Raw genomic sequence first — 19,819 nt, forward strand, 5'->3', positions numbered from 1 at the left:
CCAGAGGCCCGCTCCCGTTTGAGGCCATGCGGCCGCGATGGATCGGACGATTCCGAGCCAGATCTTCCACATTTCTGGCTCGGAATCATCCGATTATGGGCGCTGGGCGCTGGGCGCCGGGTGCGGCAGCGCGCCCGGGCCGGGTCAGCCGCCGAAGAGCAGCTCTGTCTCCGGCCCGCGCACCCCGGGTCGCACTGTGAACAGCGATCCGGCCGCCGGATCCTCGTCAGCGGACAGGTTCTCGCGACTGGTGGTGATGAACAGGGTCGACCGATCCGCACCACCGAAGGTGCAGGCGGTGACCTGACGGGCATCCACCGAGATCTTCCCGGCCACCGCGCCGCGCTCGTCGAGCCCGAGCACCTGGCTGCCCGAGTGCATCGCCACCCACACCCGGCCCTCGGCGTCGAGGCAGAGCCCGTCGGGATGGCCGTCCTCGCCGCTCAGATCGGCGAAGGGCCGACGCTCCACCAGCCCGTCCTCGTCGGACCAGTCGAAGAGATCCACCCGGCCCGTCGGGGTGTCGACGTAATAGGCGTGGGTGCCGTCGGCCGTGAACGCGAGACCGTTGGAGATCGTCAGATCACCGAACTCACGGGTGGTGGTGCCGTCGGGTCGCAGCCGCCACATCGCGGCCGCACCCTGCGGAGCTCCGTAGCCCATCGTGCCGCACAGGAACGAGCCGTCCGGGGCGATGGCCCCCTCGTTCATCCGTACCGGCTCGTCCCACAGGTCTGGCAGCGGCTCGATCGAGCCATCGGCGTCCTCGAGCCCGAAGCCCTTCTCGAGCGCGAGCACGGCGCCGCCGCTCGAGGCCGGACGCACACAGGCGACCACCGAGCTCGGGGCCGGGAAGCGGGTCACCTCGCCACCGGGGCCGTCCGCCAGCAGGGGCGCGCCGCCGGCCCGGACCGATCCCTCCGGGCCCAGGTGCATGATGTCCCCGGCGAGCATGTCCACCCAGCGCAGGCCGCCCCAGGTGTCGGACCAGTACGGTCCCTCGGCGTGATGGCAGATCGAATCGGTGATGCGTTCGGCGTGCATGGGACCCTCCAGTTCCGCGGGGTGATGCAGAGCGCCGACGAGCAGCTCGTCGGTCCGGCCCACCGTACGCGGGGTCCGCGCGTGGCGGGCGATGATGCCGGCGTCGGCCCGACCCTCCACCGGGGCGAGTCGAGGCACGGCGCCCGGACTCGCGCAAACCCGGACTCGCGCAAACCCGGACTCGTGCAAACCCGGACTTGCGCAAACGTGACCCGGAACTCCCTGCAGTGCCCATAATGGGGTCCACCGCCGGCACCGAGGCCGGTGGGACGCTTCCTCCCTGACCGAATGAGCTCCTCATGACCGATTCCCCGAATCGGGTCCCGGGTGCAGATACCCCGCGGGCCCTGGTTCCGGAGGCCGCCGGCCGCGCCCAGGCATCGACGGGCAGGCCCCCGCTGCGACGCCGCCGGATGAGCCGACGAGCGCGGCGCGACGCCCTCGTGTTCCTCGCCTTCGCCGCCCCGAACCTGGTGCTGATCGCGATGTTCACCTACCGTCCCCTGATCCTGAACATCCAGTACTCGATGCTGGACTGGACGCTGGGCTCGCGCACCGCGACGTTCATCGGGCTGGGCAACTACGTCGAATTCTTCACCTCCGAGGAGGGCCTGACGAGCCTGCGGATCACCGTGATCTTCACCCTGGTCACCGTGGGCGGCGCGATGGTGCTGGGACTGCTGATCGCGCTCGCGCTGAACATCAACATCCCCGGCCGCACCCTCGCCCGCTCGGCGGTCTTCGCTCCCTACGTGCTCTCCGGCGTCGGTGTGGGCCTGGTGTGGCTGTTCATCTTCGACCCGAACTTCGGGGCGCTGGGATGGATCCTGCGCCAGCTGGGCATGGGGAGCCCGCAGTGGTTCCTGGACCCGGACATGTCGCTGGTCATGGTGATGATCGTGTACGTCTGGAAGAACCTCGGGTACTGCGCGATCGTCTACCTCGGCGGGCTGCAGTCTCTGCCGCAGGACGTCATGCACGCCGCCCAGCTCGACGGCGCGGGTGCGGCTCGCCGCTTCTTCAGCATCTCGATCCCGCTGCTGTCGCCCACCACGTTCTTCCTGCTGATCACCACCACCCTGAACAGCCTGCAGGCCTTCGACCTGCTGCGGATCATGACGCCCACCGGGCGTGGCACCAACACGATGATCTTCGAGTCCTACCTGCAGGCGTTCGGCGGCTACTCCCGGGCCGGCTATTCGGCCACGATCTCAGTGCTCCTGTTCGTCATCCTGATCGTGATGACCGTCGCCCAGATCATGTTCGTCGAGCGGAAGGTGCACTACGCATGAGCACGCCCACCCTTCCCCGCCCCGAGCAGGCGACCATGGACCGGCCCGCACCGAAGCCCCGGAAGAACGGCCCCTTCACCCGGGCCAACCTGGTCTCCACGATCACCGGTGGCTACGTGCCGCTGATCCTGGCGACCCTGGTGATGGTGCTGCCGCTGCTGTGGATGATGATCAGCTCCTTCAAGGCGCCGCACGAGATCCTCTCCACCGATCTGGTGGTGCTGCCCGAGAGCCCCTCGCTGGCGAACTATGAGGCCGCCTGGAACTCGGTGCCGATCCCGCAGTTCTTCCTGAACTCGGTCATCGTCACCACGATCGGTTCGAGCATCAAGGTGCTGCTGGCAATCTTCACCGCCTATGCGCTGGTCTTCGTGCGCTTCCCGTTCAAGCGCGTCATCTTCGTACTGATCCTGGTCGCTCTGATGGTGCCGCCGCAGGTCTCGATCCTTCCCAACTACGTGCTGATCGCTGGTCTGGGCGGGGTGAACACCTACTGGGGGATCATCCTGCCGGGCCTGGGCACCGCCTTCGGGACGTTCCTGCTGCGCCAGTACTTCCTCACCATCCCGCCGACGATGATCGAGGCCGCCGAGATCGACGGCGCCGGGCATCTGCGCACCCTGTGGTCCGTGGTGGTGCCGATCGCGGTGCCGACGGTGGCCACAGTCGCCCTGGTCACGATCGTCACCGAGTGGAACGACTACATCTGGCCCCTGATCATCACCTCCGATGCCAGCCGGATGACCCTGCCCGTGGGGCTCACCGCCCTGCAGAACTCCGAGGGCAACACCGGCTCCGGCTGGGGCATCCTCATGGCCGGCACGGTCCTGGTGATCGCCCCGGTCCTGATCGTCTTCGCGATGCTGCAACGGCACATCGTCTCCGGCCTCACCCAAGGCAGCGTGACCGGCTGACGCGCCCGCGTCCGTCCACCACCCCTGAAAGGACCATGTCCCATGACCAGTTCACTTCACCTTCCGCGCGGGTTCAGCCGACGCTCCCTGCTCGGCCTCGGTGTCGCCGGTGCCGGGGCATTGGGCCTCGCCGCCTGCGGCGGCGGCCCTGAGGTCGGCGGTGGCGGCGGCGGTGCCGGCGGCGGCGAGGAGCTCGACCTCGACTTCTCCGGTGTCGAGCCCGCCAAGAAGATCGACTTCTGGACCAACCACCCCGGTGGCTCCCAGGAGGTCGAGGCGCAGCTGCTCGCCGCCTTCACCGAGGAGACCGGCATCGAGGTCAACCACGTGACGGCGGGCTCGAACTACGAGGAGATCGCCCAGCGCTTCCAGACCGCGCAGGCCGCGAACTCCGGGCTTCCCGCCGTGGTGGTGCTCTCGGACGTCTGGTGGTTCCGGTACTTCCTCAACGGCAACGTCATCCCGATCGACTCCCTCGTCGAGCAGCTCGAGATCGACCTGTCCGACTACCGGGACTCGCTGGTCCAGGATTACCAGTACGACGACCAGCAGTGGGCCCTGCCCTATGGCCGCTCCACGCCGCTGTTCTACTACAACAAGGACCACTTCTCCGCCGCCGGGCTGCCCGACCGCGCCCCGGAGACCTGGAGCGAGTTCGAGGAGTGGGCGCCGAAGCTCACCGAGTCCGAGACTGCGTATATGTACCCCGACCTCGCCGGCTACGCAGGCTGGACCCTGCAGAACGTGCTGTGGGGCCAGGATGCCGCATGGTCCGACGAGTGGACGATCACCTGCGCAGAGCCGGCAGCCGTCGAAGCCCTGCAGTGGGTGCAGGACTCGGTGTTCTCCAAGGGCTGGGCACAGGTCGCCTCGAGCGACTCGGCCGACACCTTCGCCGCCGGGGTGTGCTCCTCGACCATCGCCTCCACCGGCTCGCTGGTGGGGGTGCTCGAGTCCGCGACCTTCGACGTCGGCGTGGGCTTCCTGCCCGGCGGGTCCGTGGACGGGCCGGTCTGCCCCACCGGCGGCGCCGGGCTCGGAATCCCGGCCGCGGTGACCAAGGAGGAGCAGCTCGCCGGGGCCATGCTGATGGAGTTCATGGGCCGACCGGAGAGCACCGTCGCGTTCTCCGCCGCCACCGGCTATATGCCGATCCGCAAGAGCGCGGACCTCACCGAGCTCACCGCTGAGACCCCGCAGATCCAGCTCGCGGTCGACCAGCTGGACGTCACCAAGCCCCAGGACTTCGCCCGCGTGTTCCTGCCTGGCGCGGACCAGGAGATGGCCGAGGCCATCGCCTCCGTCGTCACCACCGAGGGCGATGTCCAGGAGGCGATGGACGGGCTCAAGGAGACCCTCGAGGGGATCTACACCAAGGAGATCCAGCCCAAGCTCGAGGGATGAGCCACCGGCGGGGACGGGGGCCGGATCCACGGTGCCCGGCCCGCTGGGGGCCCTGCCTGCCTCAGCCCCGCTGCATCCGGGCCAGGGCGTGGGTGATCTCCCGGGTGGCCGGGTAGAGCTCGCGGTAGAGCCGGTTCAGCTCGTCGTACCGGGCACGGTGCGCCGGATTCGGGACGCACCGATGGTCGGTGCGGTTCCAGGTGCTGGTCTCCACGCCGTGGGCGAGGCGGGCGGCCAGCATCGCGCCGCCGTAGGAGGCGCCGACGGTGCTGCGGGGGATCTGCTGGGTCAGCCCCGTGACGTCGGAGACGATCTGGGGCCACAGGTCGTGCTGGGTGCCGCCGCCCACCGCCATCACCCGGCCCGGGGTCAGGCCCGCCGCCTCGAGCGTCTCCAGGTGATGGCGGACCCCGTAGGCCACCGCCTCGAGCGTCGCGCGGTACAGGTCCCCGCGGGTGTGGGAGAGGGTCAGCCCCGCGACCACGCCGCGCGCGTCGGGGTCGGCGATGGGGGAGCGCTCGCCGGCGAAGTACGGGAGCATCACCAGGCCTCCCGCGCCCGGGCCGCTGCGCTCGGCCTCCGCGAGGAGCCCCGGGAAATCCGCTCCGCCGGTGAGCTCCCGCAGCCAGCCGGTGATGGCCCCGGAGGCGGCCATGCCGCCCGCCAGGCTCGACGAGCCGGGGGTCACCCCCGGGGTGGACCAGAGCGTGCGGCTGGCCAACGGCTCGGGGGTCGTGGCCAGCAGGAGCGTGGTGGTCCCGTACATCAGCATCAGGTCCCCGGGCTCGGTGGCGCCGACGCTCACCGCCTCCGCCCACGCATCGATCGTCCCGCTGAGCACCGGGATGCCTGCCGGCAGGCCGGGGACCAGCGCGGCGACCTGCGGGTCCAGGGAACCGGCGGCCTCGCCCGCCCAGCGCAGCTCCGGCAGCTCGATGCCGGGGGCGACGTGCTGCGACCAGTCGATGTCGGTGCTGCCGTGCCCGGACCGGGAGGAATGCCATTCCTGCTGGCGCAGGCAGTACAGCGGGGCTGTCTGGCTCGCGCTGACATGATCCATCACGTACTGCCCGGTCAGTCGGAACGCGAGATACGAGGCGGGCATGAACAGGCGCCGAGCGCGGGCGTAGAGCTCGGGCTCGTGCTCGGCGACCCAGGTGATCTTCGGCCCCGCGGACTGTGCGGTGAGGACCACGCCGCAGTGGGCGAGGATCTCCTCCTGGCCGAGCACATGGGTGAGGGACCTGATCTGCTGCTCGGCGCGGGAGTCGACGCCGTAGAGGATCGCCGGCCGCACCGGGATCCCCTGCTCATCGGTGAGCACCACGCAGGGCCCCATCCCCGAGAGCCCGATCGCGGACACCTCGAGGCCTGCCGTCCGGGCGGCGGAGGTGAGGGATCGGGCGATCGAGACGAACTCGTCCCACCAGGTCTCCGCGTCCATCTCCACCTGGCCGGGAGCAGGGCGGCGCACCTCGTGCCCGCGCACCTCGGTGCGCAGGATGGTCCCGTCGAGAGCGACCAGCACCCCTTTCGTGCTCGAGGTGCCGACGTCGATCCCGAGCACTGCGTTCGCGTGTCCGACACTCGCGCCCGCGCCAGCCCCAGCGCCCGTGCCTGCCGCAGCCCCAGCACCCGCCGCAGTTCCTGCACCAGCAGCCATTCGTCGTCTCGCCTCCCGTTCGGAACGGAGTCCGGTCCGAATTCTGTCGTCGGCCGCGCCGATGCTCGCCCCGCGCTCTATCCTGCCATCGAGGCCTCCCCTCGCCGGAGGGGGTCCGAGCCTGAGCTCGAGCAGCACTCGGGCTGCGCTCGCGGCGTGCACCCGCAGCACACTCGAGGCGAGCATCCGCAGCGAACTCGAGGCTTGCACCCACGACAAATGTGCGGAACTATTGTTCCCACGTGGCGATGACGGCACTGCGCTGCCGACCCCTCGCGGTCGCAGGCCCGCACCCTCTGTCACGCCCGAGCCATGGAGTATGGCTCGGCCTCATGGGACAGGAGTGACGCCATGCTCGAGACGTCGATGGACATGCAGCTGCTGCATCGCGCCGCCACCGCCTACTATCTCGACGGTCAGCGCCAGGCCGAGGTCGCCGAGCGGATCGGGGTCTCCCGCCCGTCCATCAGCAAGCTGCTCGCCGAGGCGCGCCGGATCGGCATGGTGCGCTTCGAGGTGCTGGACGTGCCCACGGTCGACCTCACCGAGCTCGCCGAACGGCTGCGCGACCTGCTGGGCATCGACTCGGTCCGGATCGCCCCGGGGGACCAGGTGCAGCGCGAGTTCCGCGGCATCGGCGACCTGCTGGGGGAGGAGCTGCGCAGCCTCGAGATCCAGGAAGGAGAGATCGTGCTGCTCTCCTCCGGAAAGACGATCCACGCCGTGGCCGGCATGGGCGGGATGCCGCGCATGCCGGGGGCGCGCATCGTCCCCACCGTCGGCGGTCAGCAGGAGCCGGACCCCTCCTTCCAGACCAACGAGACGGTCCGGCGCTTCGCCGACCGCACCGGGGCGGAGCCCCGCTTCATCTTCGCTCCCGCGCTGACCAGCCCCACCCTCTGGGCGTCGCTGCAGGAGGATCCCGGATTCCGCTCGGTGGTGGACCTCTGGGACGAGGCCCGCGTGGCCGTGGTCGGCATCGGCGCCCCCTATGACGGCCGCGCCAGCCTCACCTCCGTGGTCCCGCGCCATGAGCCCGCGCTCGCGACAGCGGCCGGGGATGTGTGCCTCCACTTCTTCGACGAGGACGGCGCAACCCTCACCTTCCCCGGTGCCGAGTTCCTGGTCCGGCTCCCGCTCGAGACGCTGCGCGCGATCCCCACCACGATCGCCCTGGCCGCCGGCTGCGAGAAGGCGCCCTCCATCCGTGCCGGGGCGAAGACGGGGATGTTCAGCTCGCTGATCACCGACGTGCCGACGGCCGAGGCCGTGCTCGTCGACGCCGGGGTCGACCCGCGCGGCGGAGCGCCGGGCCGCTGACCCGCCCGTCGCCCATGCGGTGACGGGCCGGGCTGTTGGGCTGCCTGTCGGCGCGCGCGGTGACGTGTCGGCCGCAGGCCGCTGCTGGACGACGGGTGCGGCATCCCGCGCATGCCCCTTGAGATGAGACACGGTTCACGCACTAGCCCGAGGGCGCTTGCTGACCAGCGGTGATGCGAGATGACCAGGTCGAGAACATCGGTGTCTCCCGCTCTGGAACATTTGTTCTTGACGATTGTTCCCGGGGTGCTTAGAGTGGAACTCGGACGGGCGCCCCGCGGTGTCATCGATGACGCACCCTCGGCCCCGAGGTCGGCCTCGCGCCGGCCCGCTCAGCCGGGGCCGACCCGGAACGTATCGAAGGAGATGTGCCGAGATGACCGAGATCCCGAAGACCATGCAGGCCGTCGTCATGCATGCGCCCGAGGACTACCGACTCGAAGAACGCGCAGTGCCCACCCCCGCGGCCGACGAGCTGCTGATCCGGGTGGAGGCCGTCGGCGTCTGCGCGAGCGACCTCAAGGCCTACGCCGGCGCCGCCAAGTTCTGGGGCGACGAGAACCGCGAGCGCTGGGTCCAGCCCGGCATCATCCCCGGCCACGAGATCACCGGCGAGGTCGTCTCCGGCTCCGAGGAGGCCCTGGCCAAGCACGGCGCGGCCCTCGGGCAGCGCATCGTGGTCGAGCAGATCGTCCCCTGCGGCGAGTGCATGTACTGCCAGCGCGGCTGGTACTGGATGTGCGACCCGCACGACATGTTCGGCTTCAAGAGCTTCAACGGCGGTATGGCCGAGTTCATGATCGTGCCCCCGCTGGCCCGCGTGCACACGATCTCCAAGGAGATCGCCCCCCAGCACGCCGCCTACGCCGAGCCGCTGTCCTGCTCGATGCACGCCGTGGAGCGCGCCGAGCTGCAGTTCGACGACGTCGTGGTCATCGCGGGCGCCGGCCCGATCGGCCTTGGCGCGATCATCGGCGCCGCCCACAAGAACCCCAAGCTCGTGATCGCCCTCGACTTCGACGACGACAAGCTCGAGCTCGCCAGGAAGTGCGGCGCCGACCTCACCCTGAACCCCTCGAAGGTGGACCTCGACGCGGAGATCCGCGCGCTCACCGGAGGCTACGGCGCGGACGTCTACATCGAGTGCACCGGCCACCCCAGCGCCGTCCCGCAGGGCCTGAACCTGCTGCGCAAGCTCGGCACCTTCGTCGAGTACTCCGTGTTCAAGGAGCCGGTCTCCGTGGACTGGTCGATCATCTCCGACGACAAGGAGCTCGACGTGCGCGGCGCGCACCTGGGCCCCCACACCTGGCCCGCCGCCATCAAGATCATCGAGAAGGGCGACCTCCCGCTCGACGAGATCTGCACCCACCAGTTCGCGCTCGCGGACTTCCAGCAGGCTCTCGACTCGGTCGCCGACTCCGCCGGCGCCTCCGTGAAGGTCTCGATCCTCCCCGGCCTCTGATCCCGCCCGGACTCTGATCCGCCCGAGATCGCGCCCCACGTGACGGCCGACGCCGACCGCGCCGTCGGCCGTCACGTGCCGCCCTCCCCTCAGCACACAGGAGTGCCCGCATGAGTTCCGCATCCACCTCGACGGCCAGCAGCCCCGCCGTCCCCGCCCCCGGCTCCGCCCAGGAGACCTTCCTGGACCGCCTCGGCATCCCGCACGTCCTGCGCTGGGGCTTCCTCGGCGTGCTCGTCTTCATGACCGGCAACGGCGTGGAGACCAACTTCGTCTCCCCGCACATGGCCAACGTGTTCGGCGGTGGCGACGACATGATCAACCTCGCCGCCACGGTCATCACCTTCTACGCGCTGGCCACCCTGATCGGCTCCTATCTCGCCGGCGCCCTCTCGGACCTCTGGGGCCCGCGCAAGGTGATGCTGCTGGGCGTCATCGTGTGGGTGGTGTTCCAGGCGGCCTTCGTCGGCGCCCTCGCGACCGAGTCGGTGCCGCTGATCTTCCTGACCTACATGGTCCGCGGCTTCGGCTTCCCGCTGTTCGCCTTCGCCTTCCTGGTGTGGGTCAACGCGGTCTCCCCGAAGGAGCGCGCCGGCGCCGCCGTCGGCTGGTTCTACGTCATGTTCACCGGTGGCATGCCCACCATCGGCTCCCTGGTCGCGATCGGCATGATCCCCGCCTTCGGCGGTGGGCTGCTCGGTGAGCGCTGGGCCATGGTCGCCTCGACCGCGATCGTGATCGCCGGCTTCCTGATCGCCTACCTCGGGGTGCGTGAGGAGCACGGCGACCGCCGCCTCGCCCCCGCCGGCGAGAGCAGCCGCCAGGTCATCCTCTCGGGCGTGGTGCTCTCGCTGAAGAACAAGCGCGTGATGATGGGCTTCCTGACCCGCCTGATCAACACCGCCCCGCAGTTCGGCATGTTCATCATCCTGCCCACCGTGATCGCCGAGACCCTGGGCTGGGGACAGTCCCGCTGGCTGCTGATGACCTCGATCGTCTTCGCCGGCAACATCCTGTTCAACGCGGCCTTCGGCGCCCTCGGCGACAAGATCGGCTGGACCACCACGGTGCGCTGGTTCGGGATCGTCGGCTCCGCGATCGGCCTGCTGCTGTGGTGGTACGTGCCGCACTGGGTCCCGGCCGGCTCCGACTGGGGCTTCGTGGTCTCCGTCATCGCGGGCACCGTCTTCGGCATCCTGCTGGCCGGCTTCGTGCCGCTCGGCGCGATCATGCCCGCACTGGCACCGGACCACAAGGGTGCCGCGATGGCGATGTACACCACCGCGGCCGGCGGCGCGACCTTCCTCGGCTCCGCCGTGGTCGCCGTGGTGCGGCCCTGGGGCGGGAACGTCGGCGTGGTCTGGTCCTTCGTGGCCCTCTACGTCCTCGCCTTCCTGATGACCTTCGCGCTGAAGGTCGATCAGCCCCGTATCGGCAAGAAGGACATCGCCGCCGCCGAGGCCTGAGCATGAGCGCCCGGGGACCGGCCATCCCAGTCCCTGTGCTCTCTCCTACCTCTCCTGTGCATCGAGCTACCGAAGGAATCTGACATGACTCGCAGCATCTCGCCCCTCTTCGACCTCACCGGCCGCACCGCACTGGTCACCGGCGGCGCCAAGGGCCTCGGCCTGGCGATGGCCCGGGCGCTGGCTGAGCACGGCGCCCCCGTCGTCCTCGCCGACATCGACGACGAGAACGGGCAGCGGGCTGCTGAGCAACTCGCCGCAGACACCGGCGTCACCACCGCCTACCGCCACCTGGACGTCACCGATCAGGAAGCGGTCGAGCAGGTCGTCGCCGAGGTCGACGCGGAGTTCGGCGGGATCGAGATCCTGCTGAACAACGCCGGCCGCACGATCCACCACCCCCTCGAGGACGGCGACGCGCAGAAGTGGCGCGCGGTGATGAGCCTGAACCTCGACGGCGTCTACCACGTGCTCTCCGCCGTGGGCCGCCGTATGCTCGAACGAGGACGCGGCAGCATCATCAACACCGGCTCCATGAGCGGCATCATCGCCAACATCCCCCAGACCCAGGCCTCGTACAACGCCTCCAAGGCCGCCGTCCACAACCTCACCCGCAGCGCCGCCCTTGAGTGGGCCGGTCGCGGTGTGCGCGTGAACGCCATCGCCCCCGGCTATATGCGCACCGAGCTCACCCGTGGCTTCTATGAAGAAGGCGGTGCCCAGATCGATCAGTGGAACCTGATGACCCCGATGGGCCGCCCCGGCGAGCCCGAGGAGCTCGCCGGTGCCGCGGTGTACCTCGCCGCGGATGCCAGCAGCTTCGTGACCGGATCCATCCTGTCGATCGATGGCGGCTACACGGCGGCCTGACCGCCCACAGCCCGCCCTTCGCTCGCCGAGCGTCCCATCGTCCTCGCCCGCTGAGCGTCCCTTCGCCCCGTTCGGCGAGCATCCCCTCGCCGCCCGACCACCCGCCCGCCGCTGACCGCCTGAGCAGCTGACCGCCAGAGAAGAGAACGCCGTGACCTACCTGTTCGACGATCCCAAGACCTTCCCCGCCGACGCCGTGGAAGGCCTGGTGGCCGCCCATCCCGAGGAGCTGCTGCGCGTGCACGGCGGAGTGGTGCGCAAGCAGGCCACCCCGGCCGGCCAGCCGGCCCTGGTGGTCGGAGGCGGCTCTGGCCACTATCCGGCCTTCGCCGGCTGGGTGGGTCCCGGCTTCGCGCACGGCGCGCCGTGCGGGAACATCTTCTCCTCGCCGTCCGCCGACCAGGTCTACTCGGTCGCTCGCAACGCCGAGAACGGCGGCGGCGTGATCCTCGGCTTCGGCCACTACGCCGGCGATGTGCTCCACTTCGGGGTCGCCGCGGAGAAGCTCCGTGCGGAGGGGATCGACGTGCGGATCGTCGCCGTCAGCGATGACGTGGCCTCGGGGGAGAAGGGCAATCACCGCGACCGCCGTGGGATCGCCGGTGACCTGCCCGTGTTCAAGATCGCCGGCGCCGCGATCCAGGCCGGTGCCGACCTCGCCGACGCTGAACGCATCGCCTGGAAGGCGAATGACGCCACGCGCACCCTCGGGGTCGCGTTCGACGGCTGCACCCTGCCCGGTGCGGAGGATGCCCTGTTCCACGTCCCCGAGGGGAAGATGGCCATCGGCCTGGGCATCCACGGCGAGCCCGGCATCGACGAGCAGCCGCTGCCCTCGGCGAAGGAACTCGCGAAGACCCTCGTCGACGGCGTTCTCGCCGAGACCCCGGAGCTCGCCTCAGATCGGGTCGCGGTCGTCCTCAACGGCCTCGGCACCGTGAAGTACGAGGAGATGTTCGTGGTGTGGAAGCACGCCTCGCAGCTCCTGGCGGAGGCCGGGCTGACGATCGTGCGCCCCGAGGTCGGCGAGCACGTGACCAGCCTGGACATGGCGGGCCTGTCGCTGACGGTGGTGCGCCTGGACGAGGAGCTCGAACAGCTCTGGCTCGCCCCCGTCGAGTCCCCGGCCTTCCGGCGCGGCGGCACGGTGAGCGGTGACCTCGGCGGCGAACGCGGGGAGATCTACACCCCGGGCGAGGACCCGATCCCCGCCGCGACCGAGGAGTCGCGAGTCTCCGCGCAGCGGATCGCCGGCATCCTCGGCGACATCGAGACGCTCCTGGCCGAGCTCGAGCCGGAGCTCGGTCGGCTCGATGCGATCGCGGGAGACGGTGACCACGGCCAGGGCATGGTGCTCGGATCCGTCGCCGCGCACGCTGCCGCGCTGCGCACCGTCGAGGGCGGCTGCGGCGCCCGCACCGTGCTGGTCCAGGCCGGAGCAGCCTGGTCCGCCGAGGCCGGGGGCACCTCCGGTGCTCTCTGGGGCGCGGCCCTGACCAGCCTCGGCAGCGCCTTCAGTGACGACGCGGCAGTGAGCGTCGAGCAGCTCCTGACCGGGCTGGTGCAGGCGGTCGAGGCCGTCGAGCGCCTCGGCGGCGCGGTTCCGGGTGACAAGACCATGATCGACGCCGCAGTGCCCTTCCGGGAGGCGATCGCGCTCGCACAGTCCGCGGGCACCGAGGAGACCCGGGCCCGGGTGATCGCCGCCGCTGCCGCGCGCGCCACCGAGGCCGCCGCGGCCACCGCCGACATCTCCGCCAGCAAGGGCCGCGCCCGGAACCACGGCGACAAGTCCGTGGGCACCCCCGACCCCGGCGCGGTCTCCTTCTCGCGGATCGTCACGCTGCTGGGCGAGCAGCTCTCCGCCTGAGACCCTGCTCGGGAACCCGCACCACACGAAGAGAACTCACGAAGGAGCACTGACATGGGCTGGAAGATCATCACCGGATCGGACAACGCAGGCTACGGCCACAAGAGCGCGCTGAAGGAGCTGCTGGAGAACGACCCCCGCGTCGACCAGGTCATCGACGTCGGCGTCACCGGCCGTGAGGACGGCACCTTCTACCCGAACGTCGCAGTCGCCGCCGCGGAGAAGGTCGCCGCGGGCGAGGCCGACCGGGCGCTGCTGATCTGCGGCACCGGCCTCGGGGTCGCGATCGCGGCCAACAAGGTCTCCGGCATTCGCGCGGTCACCGCGCACGACCTCTACTCCGTGCAGCGCTCCGTGCTCTCGAACAACGCGCAGGTGCTGTGCATGGGTGAGCGCGTGATCGGTCTCGAGCTCGCGAAGGAGCTGATCAAGGTGTGGCTGGATCTCGAATTCGACCCCACCTCGTCCTCCGCCGCGAAGGTCGACGCGATCTGCGCCTACGACGGCTCGCTCGAGCAGGCCTGAGCGCCGCTTCTCCCCCCGACAGTCAGCTGGCGAACCTGCGCACCACCGATTCTGGTTCGCCAGCTGACTGTCGCCGGTGCGGTGCGGTGCGGTGCGGTGCGGTGCGGTGCGGTGCGGTGCGGTGGCGGGCTGCTCGGCCGGCGGCGCGCCCGGTCAGTCCGCGAGGGCCTTCCCGCGCTGCTCTGGGAGGGTGAAGGCGGCGGCCGCGGCCAGGGCGAACGCGATCGAGAAGGCGACGAAGACGAGCACCTGCCCGCCTGCCACCAGCAGCACGGGCACCAGGAACGGGGCCAGCATCGAGGCGATGCGCCCGAAGGCGGCGGCCGCGCCGGTGCCGGTGCCGCGCACGCGGGTCGGGTACAGCTCCGGCCCGATCGCGTACAGGGCGCCCCACGCGCCGAGGTTGAAGAAGCTCAGCGCACAGCCTGCGGCGATGATCGTCCACTCGGTGTCCGCGAGGCCGTAGCCGATCGCGGCGAGGGCCGAGCCCGAGAGGAAGACTGTCAGGGTCCAGCGTCGGCCGAGCACCTCGATCAGCCAGGCCGCGGCGGCGTAGCCGGGGATCTGGGCGAGGGTGATGATGAGGGTGAAGGTGAACGACTGGGTAAGGGTGAAACCGCGGTCCACCAGCAGTGTCGGGATCCAGATGAAGGCCCCGTAGTAGGCCAGATTGATGCAGAACCATACGGCCCACAGCCCGGCGGTGCGGGCGCGCAGCGGTTTCGACCAGATCCCGGCCGACGCATCGACCGTGTCCGCCGCCGGGATGGCACCCACCTCGTCAGCAGCGACCCGCGCCGCGACGGGGGCATCCGATACGTCGGCGCCGTTGGCACGAACGGCACTGTCGGCACGAACGGCATCGTCGGCGCGAGCGGCGCCGCCCTGCCCGTCCACTCCGTCGGCCTCATCCGTCGGGGCGTCGATCCCGGCGGCGCTCTCGAAGCTGCGCACCACCTGCTCGGCTTCCTGGTGGCGGCCCTTCTGCTCCAGGAATCGCACCGATTCCGGCATGCCCAGCCGCACCACCAGCGAGTAGGCGGCGGGCACCAGCCCGATCGCGAGTGCCCAGCGCCATCCGGTCGGGCCCGAGGCGGCGACGAAGGTGCCGATCACGGCGGCGAGGATCCATCCCAGCGCCCAGAACGCCTCGAGCCAGACGATCACGCGGCCGCGGATCCGGGCCGGCGCGAACTCGCTCATCAGGGTGGAGGCGACGGGCAGCTCCGCGCCGAGGCCGAGGCCCACGACGAAGCGGAGCACGATCAGGGCGCCCACACCCATCGCGAGCGCCGAGGCGCCGGTCGCGAGGCCGTAGACCAGCAGGGTCAGGGCGAAGACGGAGCGGCGGCCGATCCTGTCGGCCAGCAGCCCGCCCACGCTCGCTCCGATCGCCATCCCGGCGAACCCGGCGGAGGCGATGAGGGAGCCGTCAGCTTTGCTCAGCTCCCAGTGCACGCTGAGCGCCGCGATCACGAAGGAGATCAGGCCGACGTCCATCGCATCAAGTGCCCAGCCGATGCCGGAGGCGCCCAGCAGGCGGCCGTGTCTGCGGGTGAAGGGAAGACGGTCCAGGCGCTGTGACCTGGTCAGACGGTGCTCGGCCGAGGGGGCCGACAGCGGTGAGGAGGTGGTCGAGTTGCTCATTCTCAGCTCCGACGACGGGGGATGGGGTGGCCACAGCATGCCCCAGTTGTCGCCCAGGTCATGAGGCCTGGATCACAGGCCGACCGTTGGGGGAGGGGGAATCTGCCTCCCACTCCTGGTCACTGTGAGAAAAAGTCGGAGGTCTCAGATGTGTTGCGTTTCTGCGGAGCCCCTTCAGCCCCGTGCGTGGGACACCAGATCGACCTCGAGCTCGCCCCGCAGCACCGCCAGCGCCCGGCGGGCACGCGCCGCACCCCAGGGGCCGAGAATATCGATCTCGGACTCGTCGATCAGGGCCCAGTCGTCGAGCTCGGAGGCCTGCGGCACCACCGTCGCCTCGAGCTGGGCGCGGGGGACGATCCCCGCATCGAAGAGGAAATGCACCCCCATCGGGGAGCTGCGCACCGCGCTCGAGGGCAGCCAGTCGGCGGTGAGCATCCGCCCCACCTCGACCTCGATGCCGAGCTCCTCCTGCACCTCGCGCCGGGCGCACTGCCGGGCGTCCTCACCGGCATCGACCCCGCCACCGGGCAGCAGCCAGTGGTCGCGGTAGTTCGGCTTCTCCACCACCAGATGCCCGTGCTCATCACGCAGGATCACCGCCCCGGAGCTGATCACCTTGGGCAGTGAGGCGAAGTATACGGGGTCCGGGAGGAGGCGAGGCATGGGCCCATCGTGTCATCTCGTGTCTCGCGGGCCTCACCGGACCGCGAGGAGCCGCACCCTTGCCCCCGGCGCCGCCTGGGCCAGACGGTCCAGACCTGCGCGCGTGACCACTGCGATCACCGGATACCCGCCGGTGGTGGGATGATCCGGGCCGAACACCACGGGCAGCCCCGAGGGCGGTACCTGGATCGCACCGGGAACCATCGGCTCACTGGGCAGAGAACCGCTGCCTGGGGGGACGGGCAGGCCCGGCCCCTCCAGCCGGACCCCGACCCGGTCCGAATCGGGCCGGACGGTCCAGGTGGTGGTGAGCAGCTGGGAGAGGGCCGACGGGCCGAGGAGCCCGTCGCGAGGTCCGGGATGCACCGGGACCTCGAGCACCGGTGTGCTGTCCGCGCCATCATCGCCACCAGCTGCCGAACTCCGGGGTGCCTGCAGGGCAGAGGCAGGGCCGGGGTCCTCTGCGAGCGGGACTGTGCTCGGGACCGCATCGAGACCGTGCTCCTCACCGACTCGCACCCTGTCCCCAGCCGTCAGCGGCGCCGGGCCGAGGCCGGAGAGGGTGTCGCGGGACATCGATCCGAGCACCTCTCCACCGTCGGCGCGGATCCCGCCGCGCACCGCCACCACGAGGCGCAGCCCGTCGGTTGCGGGCCCCACGGAGAGCAGGTCTCCAGGATCCAGTGCGATCGGCTGCTCGCCCGCGGTGATGGTCGATGCCATCGGCGGGTGCCCTGGGTCATCGGCGCGACGCACCTCCCAGGGCGCCGACGCCCCGGTGATGGCGACGACGGTGGGCGCCTCGGCCCGCAGCTCCAACGGCCCGATCAGCGTCTCGAGCACCGCGGCCCGCGCTGGATTGCCGACCGTGATGTTGGCGCGGATCCGTGCCCCCTGGTCGAAGCTGCCTGAAGCGCTCACACCGATGGTCGCGAGGCCGGGTCGTCCTGCGTCCTGGAGCAGGGTCTGGGGGCCGGGGGAGACCACCTCGAGCACGGTGCGGGTCGACGGGGTGGGCGTTGCTGCGTGCCGGCGGCCTCGTCGCCTGGGGCCGGCGCCCTCCTGGGCGGGGCGGCTGAGCGCGGTGGTCGAGGATCGTGCCGTCGCCCGTTGCGGGAGGAATCGCACCCGGGTGCCGGGCACCAGCAGTGCCGGCGGGTCCCGGTGCTCGTCGAACAGGGAGGCGTCGCTGCGTCCGATCAGCTGCCAGCCGCCGGGGGAGGGCCGCGGGTAGACCCCGCAGTAGCGGGAGGCGAGGCCCACTGACCCAGCCGGCACGGCGGTGCGCGGCTCGGCCAGGCGGGGAACCTCCCAGCGGATACCGCCCTCGGAGGGGCCCTCGAGGTCGGGGACCAGGTAGGCGAAGCCGGGCGCGAAGCCGCCGAAGGCCGCAGTCCACCGGGTCGCGGAGTGCGCGGCGACCAGCGCCTGACTGCTCATGCCCAGCAGCGCGGCAACCTCGTCGAGGTCCTCACCGTCGTAGACGATCCCGAGCTGGACCTCTGCGGCAGTCTCCTCCAGTGCGTCAGGCACCGGAAGCTCGTCGAGGAGGGCGGTGAGGGCCGCGACATCCCGGGCAGCCGTCCCGACCAGCAGCAGAGTGCGCTCTGCCGGGACCAGGTCCACCAGGTGCGGCGGGGCGAGCAGCTCGACCGCAGCCGCTGCGGCGAGCACGGCGGCGGTGTCCGGGTACTCGGCCAGCAGCGCGCTCTCCCCGGTCCGGTGTGTGGCCAGCGGCGGGTCCAGGCACTCGGCGTTCGTGGTCATAGCGCCGCCTCGACGCTCACGCCGGCCTCCTCGAGGCGGGCCCGCACCGCATGGGCGAGGGCGACCGCGCCGGGGGTGTCCCCATGCAGGCAGAGCGTGCGGACCGGCAGCTCCACCCAGGACCCTTCCGCCGTGCGCACCCCGTGCTCGACCGCGATCGACAGCGCCTGCGCGGCCACCGCCGCAGGGTCGGTGAGCACCGCTCCGGGGCGGCTGCGCGGCGAGAGGGCCCCGTCGGCCAGATAGGCACGATCGGCGAATCCCTCGAGCACCACCTCGATCCCGGACTCTCGGGCCAGCTCCACCACCACGGCACCCGGAGCGGCGACCAGAGGGAGGGCGCCGCCGAGCTCGACCAGCGCCTGCACCACGGCCGCCGCCTGGCCCTGGTGAGAGGTGATCGCGGTGTACAGAGCGCCGTGCGGCTTGATTCCCCGCACCGTGGTCCCCTCCGCGTGAGCCATCGCCTGCAGTGCGCCCACCTGCACGATCAGCTGATCGGTGAGGTCGACGGGGGTGATGTCGAGGAACCGTCGGCCGAAGCCCTGCAGATCCGGATAGGCGACGTGCGCGGTGAGTGCGACGCCCCGCTCACGGCACGCCCGGACGGCCGCGCGCATCGTGCGGGGATCCCCGGCATGCCCTCCGCAGGCGATATTGGCCGTGGTCACGACGTCGAGCATCGCCTTATCGTCCCCCATCGACCAGTCGCCGAAGCCCTCCCCGAGATCGGCGTTGAGGTCGAGCAGGAGTGGCTGAGCGGTCATCGGTGATCGTCTCCTTCGCGCGGATGGCGGTTCCCGTCCATTGTCGACCCTCGGCGCAGGAGGTGGCGGGCCATCCCCTCTGAGCTGTCGTTGGATGGGTGCCGTGACGACAGCTGGGAGGGGATGGACGTGACCGGGCTGGCAGATAGTGTCGAGGGATGAGTCAGTCCTCCGCAGACCAGCACCACCCCTCTCGCGCGGACGCAGCTGAGCCGTCGCCCGCGCCGGCTGCGCCCGCCTGGGCGGACCCGTCGGCCCCGGGGGCGGTCCCGGATCTCCCGGCCGGCCTCGGCTCGAGCGACCCGGAGGCGCCGGTGGCTTACACCGCGGCGGATGTCTCCGCTGCCGCCGAGGTGCTGGCCCGCGCCTCGGAGGGCGAGGCGGAGCTGCTGGTCGCCCTCACCGATGAGCAGCTCGCAGCGCTGGACGGCTACGCACGTCCGCAGTTCGCCGCGACCCCTTGGCTCGATGAACATCCTGATCAGCGACGCTTCGCGGCCGGGGTGGGACTGCGGGCGCTGATCGCCGCCGGCCTGGTGAGCGCGGACGCCGACCCGGCCGGAGGCCGCGAGCAGTGGCGGGCGGATCCGGAGCTCGCCGGCTGCCTGGTGCTGCGCCGCACCGCCTCCGTGTTCACCACCGCCGAACGCACGGTGCAGAGCCCGCAGGGCCCCGAGGTGCACCGCCTGCATTACTACGTGCATGAGGGCGGAGTGCTCGAGGAGGAGGTCACCGCGCTCGGCATCCACCGCTTCACGCCGCTCGGCTCCTCGCAGGTCAACGCCCGCCTGCTGGCCTTCGTGGACCCCGCCGGGGTGGCGGCCGGCCGCGGGGAGCCGATGCAGCTCCGCGCATCCCAGCTGGCCGAGAGCCCGCTCGCGCAGCGCCTCGCCGCCACTCGCGCGCTGACCGTGTTCACCCTCGTCACCACGGCCGACGGCGGAGTGCGGCAGACCAGCGTGTACGCCACCGGCGACGAGGTGCTCGTGATGGAGGCCCTGGATCCGGGCACCGAGGATCCCCGGCTGGAGTTCCGCAGCGTCGACTCCGCGGAGCTGCATGCGCTGGCAACGGTGCTGGTGAGCGCGCAGGGCTGAGACCGCACCGGGCAAGATGACAGGACGCAGGGTACGGGGCGC

Annotated in this window: 16 protein-coding genes; 10 read left to right on the forward strand and 6 right to left on the reverse strand. The window is 70.9% G+C overall.

The window, feature by feature from the left end; all coding sequences use genetic code 11:
- Positions 1-144: 144 nt before the first annotated feature.
- Complete coding sequence (locus ACT3SQ_RS15730; protein WP_444592008.1) at positions 145-1,044, reverse strand: SMP-30/gluconolactonase/LRE family protein; 900 nt, start codon at positions 1,042-1,044, stop codon at positions 145-147.
- Positions 1,045-1,343: 299 nt separating this feature from the next.
- Between ACT3SQ_RS15730 and ACT3SQ_RS15735 the strand changes: the two genes are divergently transcribed.
- Genes ACT3SQ_RS15735 through ACT3SQ_RS15745 form a run of 3 tightly spaced genes read left to right on the forward strand, consistent with a single transcriptional unit; the run spans position 1,344 to position 4,654 of the window.
- Positions 1,344-2,336, forward strand: a complete 993-nt coding sequence (locus ACT3SQ_RS15735; RefSeq protein WP_441444528.1) for a carbohydrate ABC transporter permease — start codon at positions 1,344-1,346, stop codon at positions 2,334-2,336.
- The gene (locus ACT3SQ_RS15740; protein WP_442332911.1) at positions 2,333-3,250 is read left to right on the forward strand and encodes a carbohydrate ABC transporter permease; all 918 of its coding nucleotides are present in this window, start codon (positions 2,333-2,335) and stop codon (positions 3,248-3,250) included. Before ACT3SQ_RS15735 ends, ACT3SQ_RS15740 begins: the two co-directional genes overlap by 4 nt.
- A 42-nt stretch (positions 3,251-3,292) precedes the next feature.
- A complete protein-coding gene (locus ACT3SQ_RS15745) occupies positions 3,293-4,654 on the forward strand; it encodes an ABC transporter substrate-binding protein (RefSeq protein WP_441444526.1) in 1,362 nt (453 codons plus the stop codon).
- 61 nt (positions 4,655-4,715) lie between these two features.
- Here ACT3SQ_RS15745 and ACT3SQ_RS15750 read toward each other — a convergent pair whose 3' ends face one another.
- Positions 4,716-6,221 carry an FGGY-family carbohydrate kinase gene (locus ACT3SQ_RS15750; protein ID WP_441444525.1) on the reverse strand — a complete coding sequence of 502 codons (1,506 nt, stop codon included), beginning with the start codon at positions 6,219-6,221 and terminating at the stop codon, positions 4,716-4,718.
- Positions 6,222-6,668: 447 nt separating this feature from the next.
- On the opposite strand from ACT3SQ_RS15750, the gene ACT3SQ_RS15755 reads away from it, so the two are divergent.
- From ACT3SQ_RS15755 to ACT3SQ_RS15780, 6 genes are all read left to right on the forward strand, one after another.
- Positions 6,669-7,637, forward strand: a complete 969-nt coding sequence (locus ACT3SQ_RS15755) for a sugar-binding transcriptional regulator (RefSeq protein ID WP_441444524.1) — start codon at positions 6,669-6,671, stop codon at positions 7,635-7,637.
- Positions 7,638-8,013: 376 nt separating this feature from the next.
- A complete protein-coding gene (locus ACT3SQ_RS15760) occupies positions 8,014-9,102 on the forward strand; it encodes a zinc-binding dehydrogenase (RefSeq protein ID WP_441444523.1) in 1,089 nt (362 codons plus the stop codon).
- Positions 9,103-9,212: 110 nt separating this feature from the next.
- Entirely contained in the window at positions 9,213-10,568 is a 1,356-nt protein-coding gene (locus ACT3SQ_RS15765) for an RbtT/DalT/CsbX family MFS transporter (RefSeq protein WP_441444522.1), read from the forward strand.
- An 84-nt stretch (positions 10,569-10,652) separates the two neighbouring features.
- The gene (locus ACT3SQ_RS15770; protein ID WP_441444521.1) at positions 10,653-11,438 is read left to right on the forward strand and encodes a glucose 1-dehydrogenase; all 786 of its coding nucleotides are present in this window, start codon (positions 10,653-10,655) and stop codon (positions 11,436-11,438) included.
- Positions 11,439-11,589: 151 nt separating this feature from the next.
- Positions 11,590-13,308, forward strand: coding sequence for a dihydroxyacetone kinase family protein (locus tag ACT3SQ_RS15775; RefSeq protein ID WP_441444520.1), 1,719 nt, complete (start codon positions 11,590-11,592; stop codon positions 13,306-13,308).
- Between the two features lie 54 nt (positions 13,309-13,362).
- Positions 13,363-13,833 (forward strand): ribose-5-phosphate isomerase, encoded by a 471-nt coding sequence (locus tag ACT3SQ_RS15780; protein WP_441444519.1) that lies wholly within the window; start codon positions 13,363-13,365, stop codon positions 13,831-13,833.
- Positions 13,834-13,986: 153 nt separating this feature from the next.
- On the opposite strand, the gene ACT3SQ_RS15785 is transcribed toward ACT3SQ_RS15780, so the two are convergent.
- The 4 genes from ACT3SQ_RS15785 to ACT3SQ_RS15800 form a co-directional block, all read right to left on the reverse strand.
- Positions 13,987-15,480, reverse strand: a complete 1,494-nt coding sequence (locus ACT3SQ_RS15785; RefSeq protein WP_442332392.1) for an MFS transporter — start codon at positions 15,478-15,480, stop codon at positions 13,987-13,989.
- 174 nt (positions 15,481-15,654) lie between these two features.
- Positions 15,655-16,146 carry an NUDIX domain-containing protein gene (locus ACT3SQ_RS15790; protein ID WP_444601372.1) on the reverse strand — a complete coding sequence of 164 codons (492 nt, stop codon included), beginning with the start codon at positions 16,144-16,146 and terminating at the stop codon, positions 15,655-15,657.
- A gap of 33 nt (positions 16,147-16,179) precedes the next feature.
- Positions 16,180-17,913, reverse strand: coding sequence for a carboxyltransferase domain-containing protein (locus tag ACT3SQ_RS15795; protein ID WP_442332390.1), 1,734 nt, complete (start codon positions 17,911-17,913; stop codon positions 16,180-16,182).
- Positions 17,910-18,680 carry a LamB/YcsF family protein gene (locus ACT3SQ_RS15800; protein ID WP_442332389.1) on the reverse strand — a complete coding sequence of 257 codons (771 nt, stop codon included), beginning with the start codon at positions 18,678-18,680 and terminating at the stop codon, positions 17,910-17,912. Before ACT3SQ_RS15800 ends, ACT3SQ_RS15795 begins: the two co-directional genes overlap by 4 nt.
- Positions 18,681-18,838: 158 nt before the next feature.
- On the opposite strand from ACT3SQ_RS15800, the gene ACT3SQ_RS15805 reads away from it, so the two are divergent.
- On the forward strand, positions 18,839-19,777 hold the full coding sequence (locus ACT3SQ_RS15805; protein WP_444601373.1) for a hypothetical protein: 939 nt from the start codon (positions 18,839-18,841) through the stop codon (positions 19,775-19,777).
- Positions 19,778-19,819 lie beyond the last annotated feature (42 nt).

The sequence above is a fragment of the Brachybacterium sp. AOP42-C2-15 genome, from assembly GCF_052377065.1.
In the GTDB taxonomy this organism is placed as follows: domain Bacteria; phylum Actinomycetota; class Actinomycetes; order Actinomycetales; family Dermabacteraceae; genus Brachybacterium.

Excerpts from the sequence above, each read along its gene's own strand:
- ACT3SQ_RS15800 (WP_442332389.1), bottom strand. The coding sequence starts at position 18,680 with ATGACCGCTCAGCCACTCCTGCTCGACCTCAACGCCGATCTCGGGGAG.
- ACT3SQ_RS15760 (WP_441444523.1), top strand. The coding sequence starts at position 8,014 with ATGACCGAGATCCCGAAGACCATGCAGGCCGTCGTCATGCATGCGCCC.
- ACT3SQ_RS15770 (WP_441444521.1), top strand. The coding sequence starts at position 10,653 with ATGACTCGCAGCATCTCGCCCCTCTTCGACCTCACCGGCCGCACCGCA.
- ACT3SQ_RS15765 (WP_441444522.1), top strand. The coding sequence starts at position 9,213 with ATGAGTTCCGCATCCACCTCGACGGCCAGCAGCCCCGCCGTCCCCGCC.
- ACT3SQ_RS15735 (WP_441444528.1), top strand. The coding sequence starts at position 1,344 with ATGACCGATTCCCCGAATCGGGTCCCGGGTGCAGATACCCCGCGGGCC.
- ACT3SQ_RS15755 (WP_441444524.1), top strand. The coding sequence starts at position 6,669 with ATGCTCGAGACGTCGATGGACATGCAGCTGCTGCATCGCGCCGCCACC.
- ACT3SQ_RS15730 (WP_444592008.1), bottom strand. The coding sequence starts at position 1,044 with ATGCACGCCGAACGCATCACCGATTCGATCTGCCATCACGCCGAGGGA.
- ACT3SQ_RS15780 (WP_441444519.1), top strand. The coding sequence starts at position 13,363 with ATGGGCTGGAAGATCATCACCGGATCGGACAACGCAGGCTACGGCCAC.
- ACT3SQ_RS15785 (WP_442332392.1), bottom strand. The coding sequence starts at position 15,480 with ATGAGCAACTCGACCACCTCCTCACCGCTGTCGGCCCCCTCGGCCGAG.
- ACT3SQ_RS15790 (WP_444601372.1), bottom strand. The coding sequence starts at position 16,146 with ATGCCTCGCCTCCTCCCGGACCCCGTATACTTCGCCTCACTGCCCAAG.
- ACT3SQ_RS15805 (WP_444601373.1), top strand. The coding sequence starts at position 18,839 with ATGAGTCAGTCCTCCGCAGACCAGCACCACCCCTCTCGCGCGGACGCA.
- ACT3SQ_RS15745 (WP_441444526.1), top strand. The coding sequence starts at position 3,293 with ATGACCAGTTCACTTCACCTTCCGCGCGGGTTCAGCCGACGCTCCCTG.
- ACT3SQ_RS15795 (WP_442332390.1), bottom strand. The coding sequence starts at position 17,913 with ATGACCACGAACGCCGAGTGCCTGGACCCGCCGCTGGCCACACACCGG.
- ACT3SQ_RS15740 (WP_442332911.1), top strand. The coding sequence starts at position 2,333 with ATGAGCACGCCCACCCTTCCCCGCCCCGAGCAGGCGACCATGGACCGG.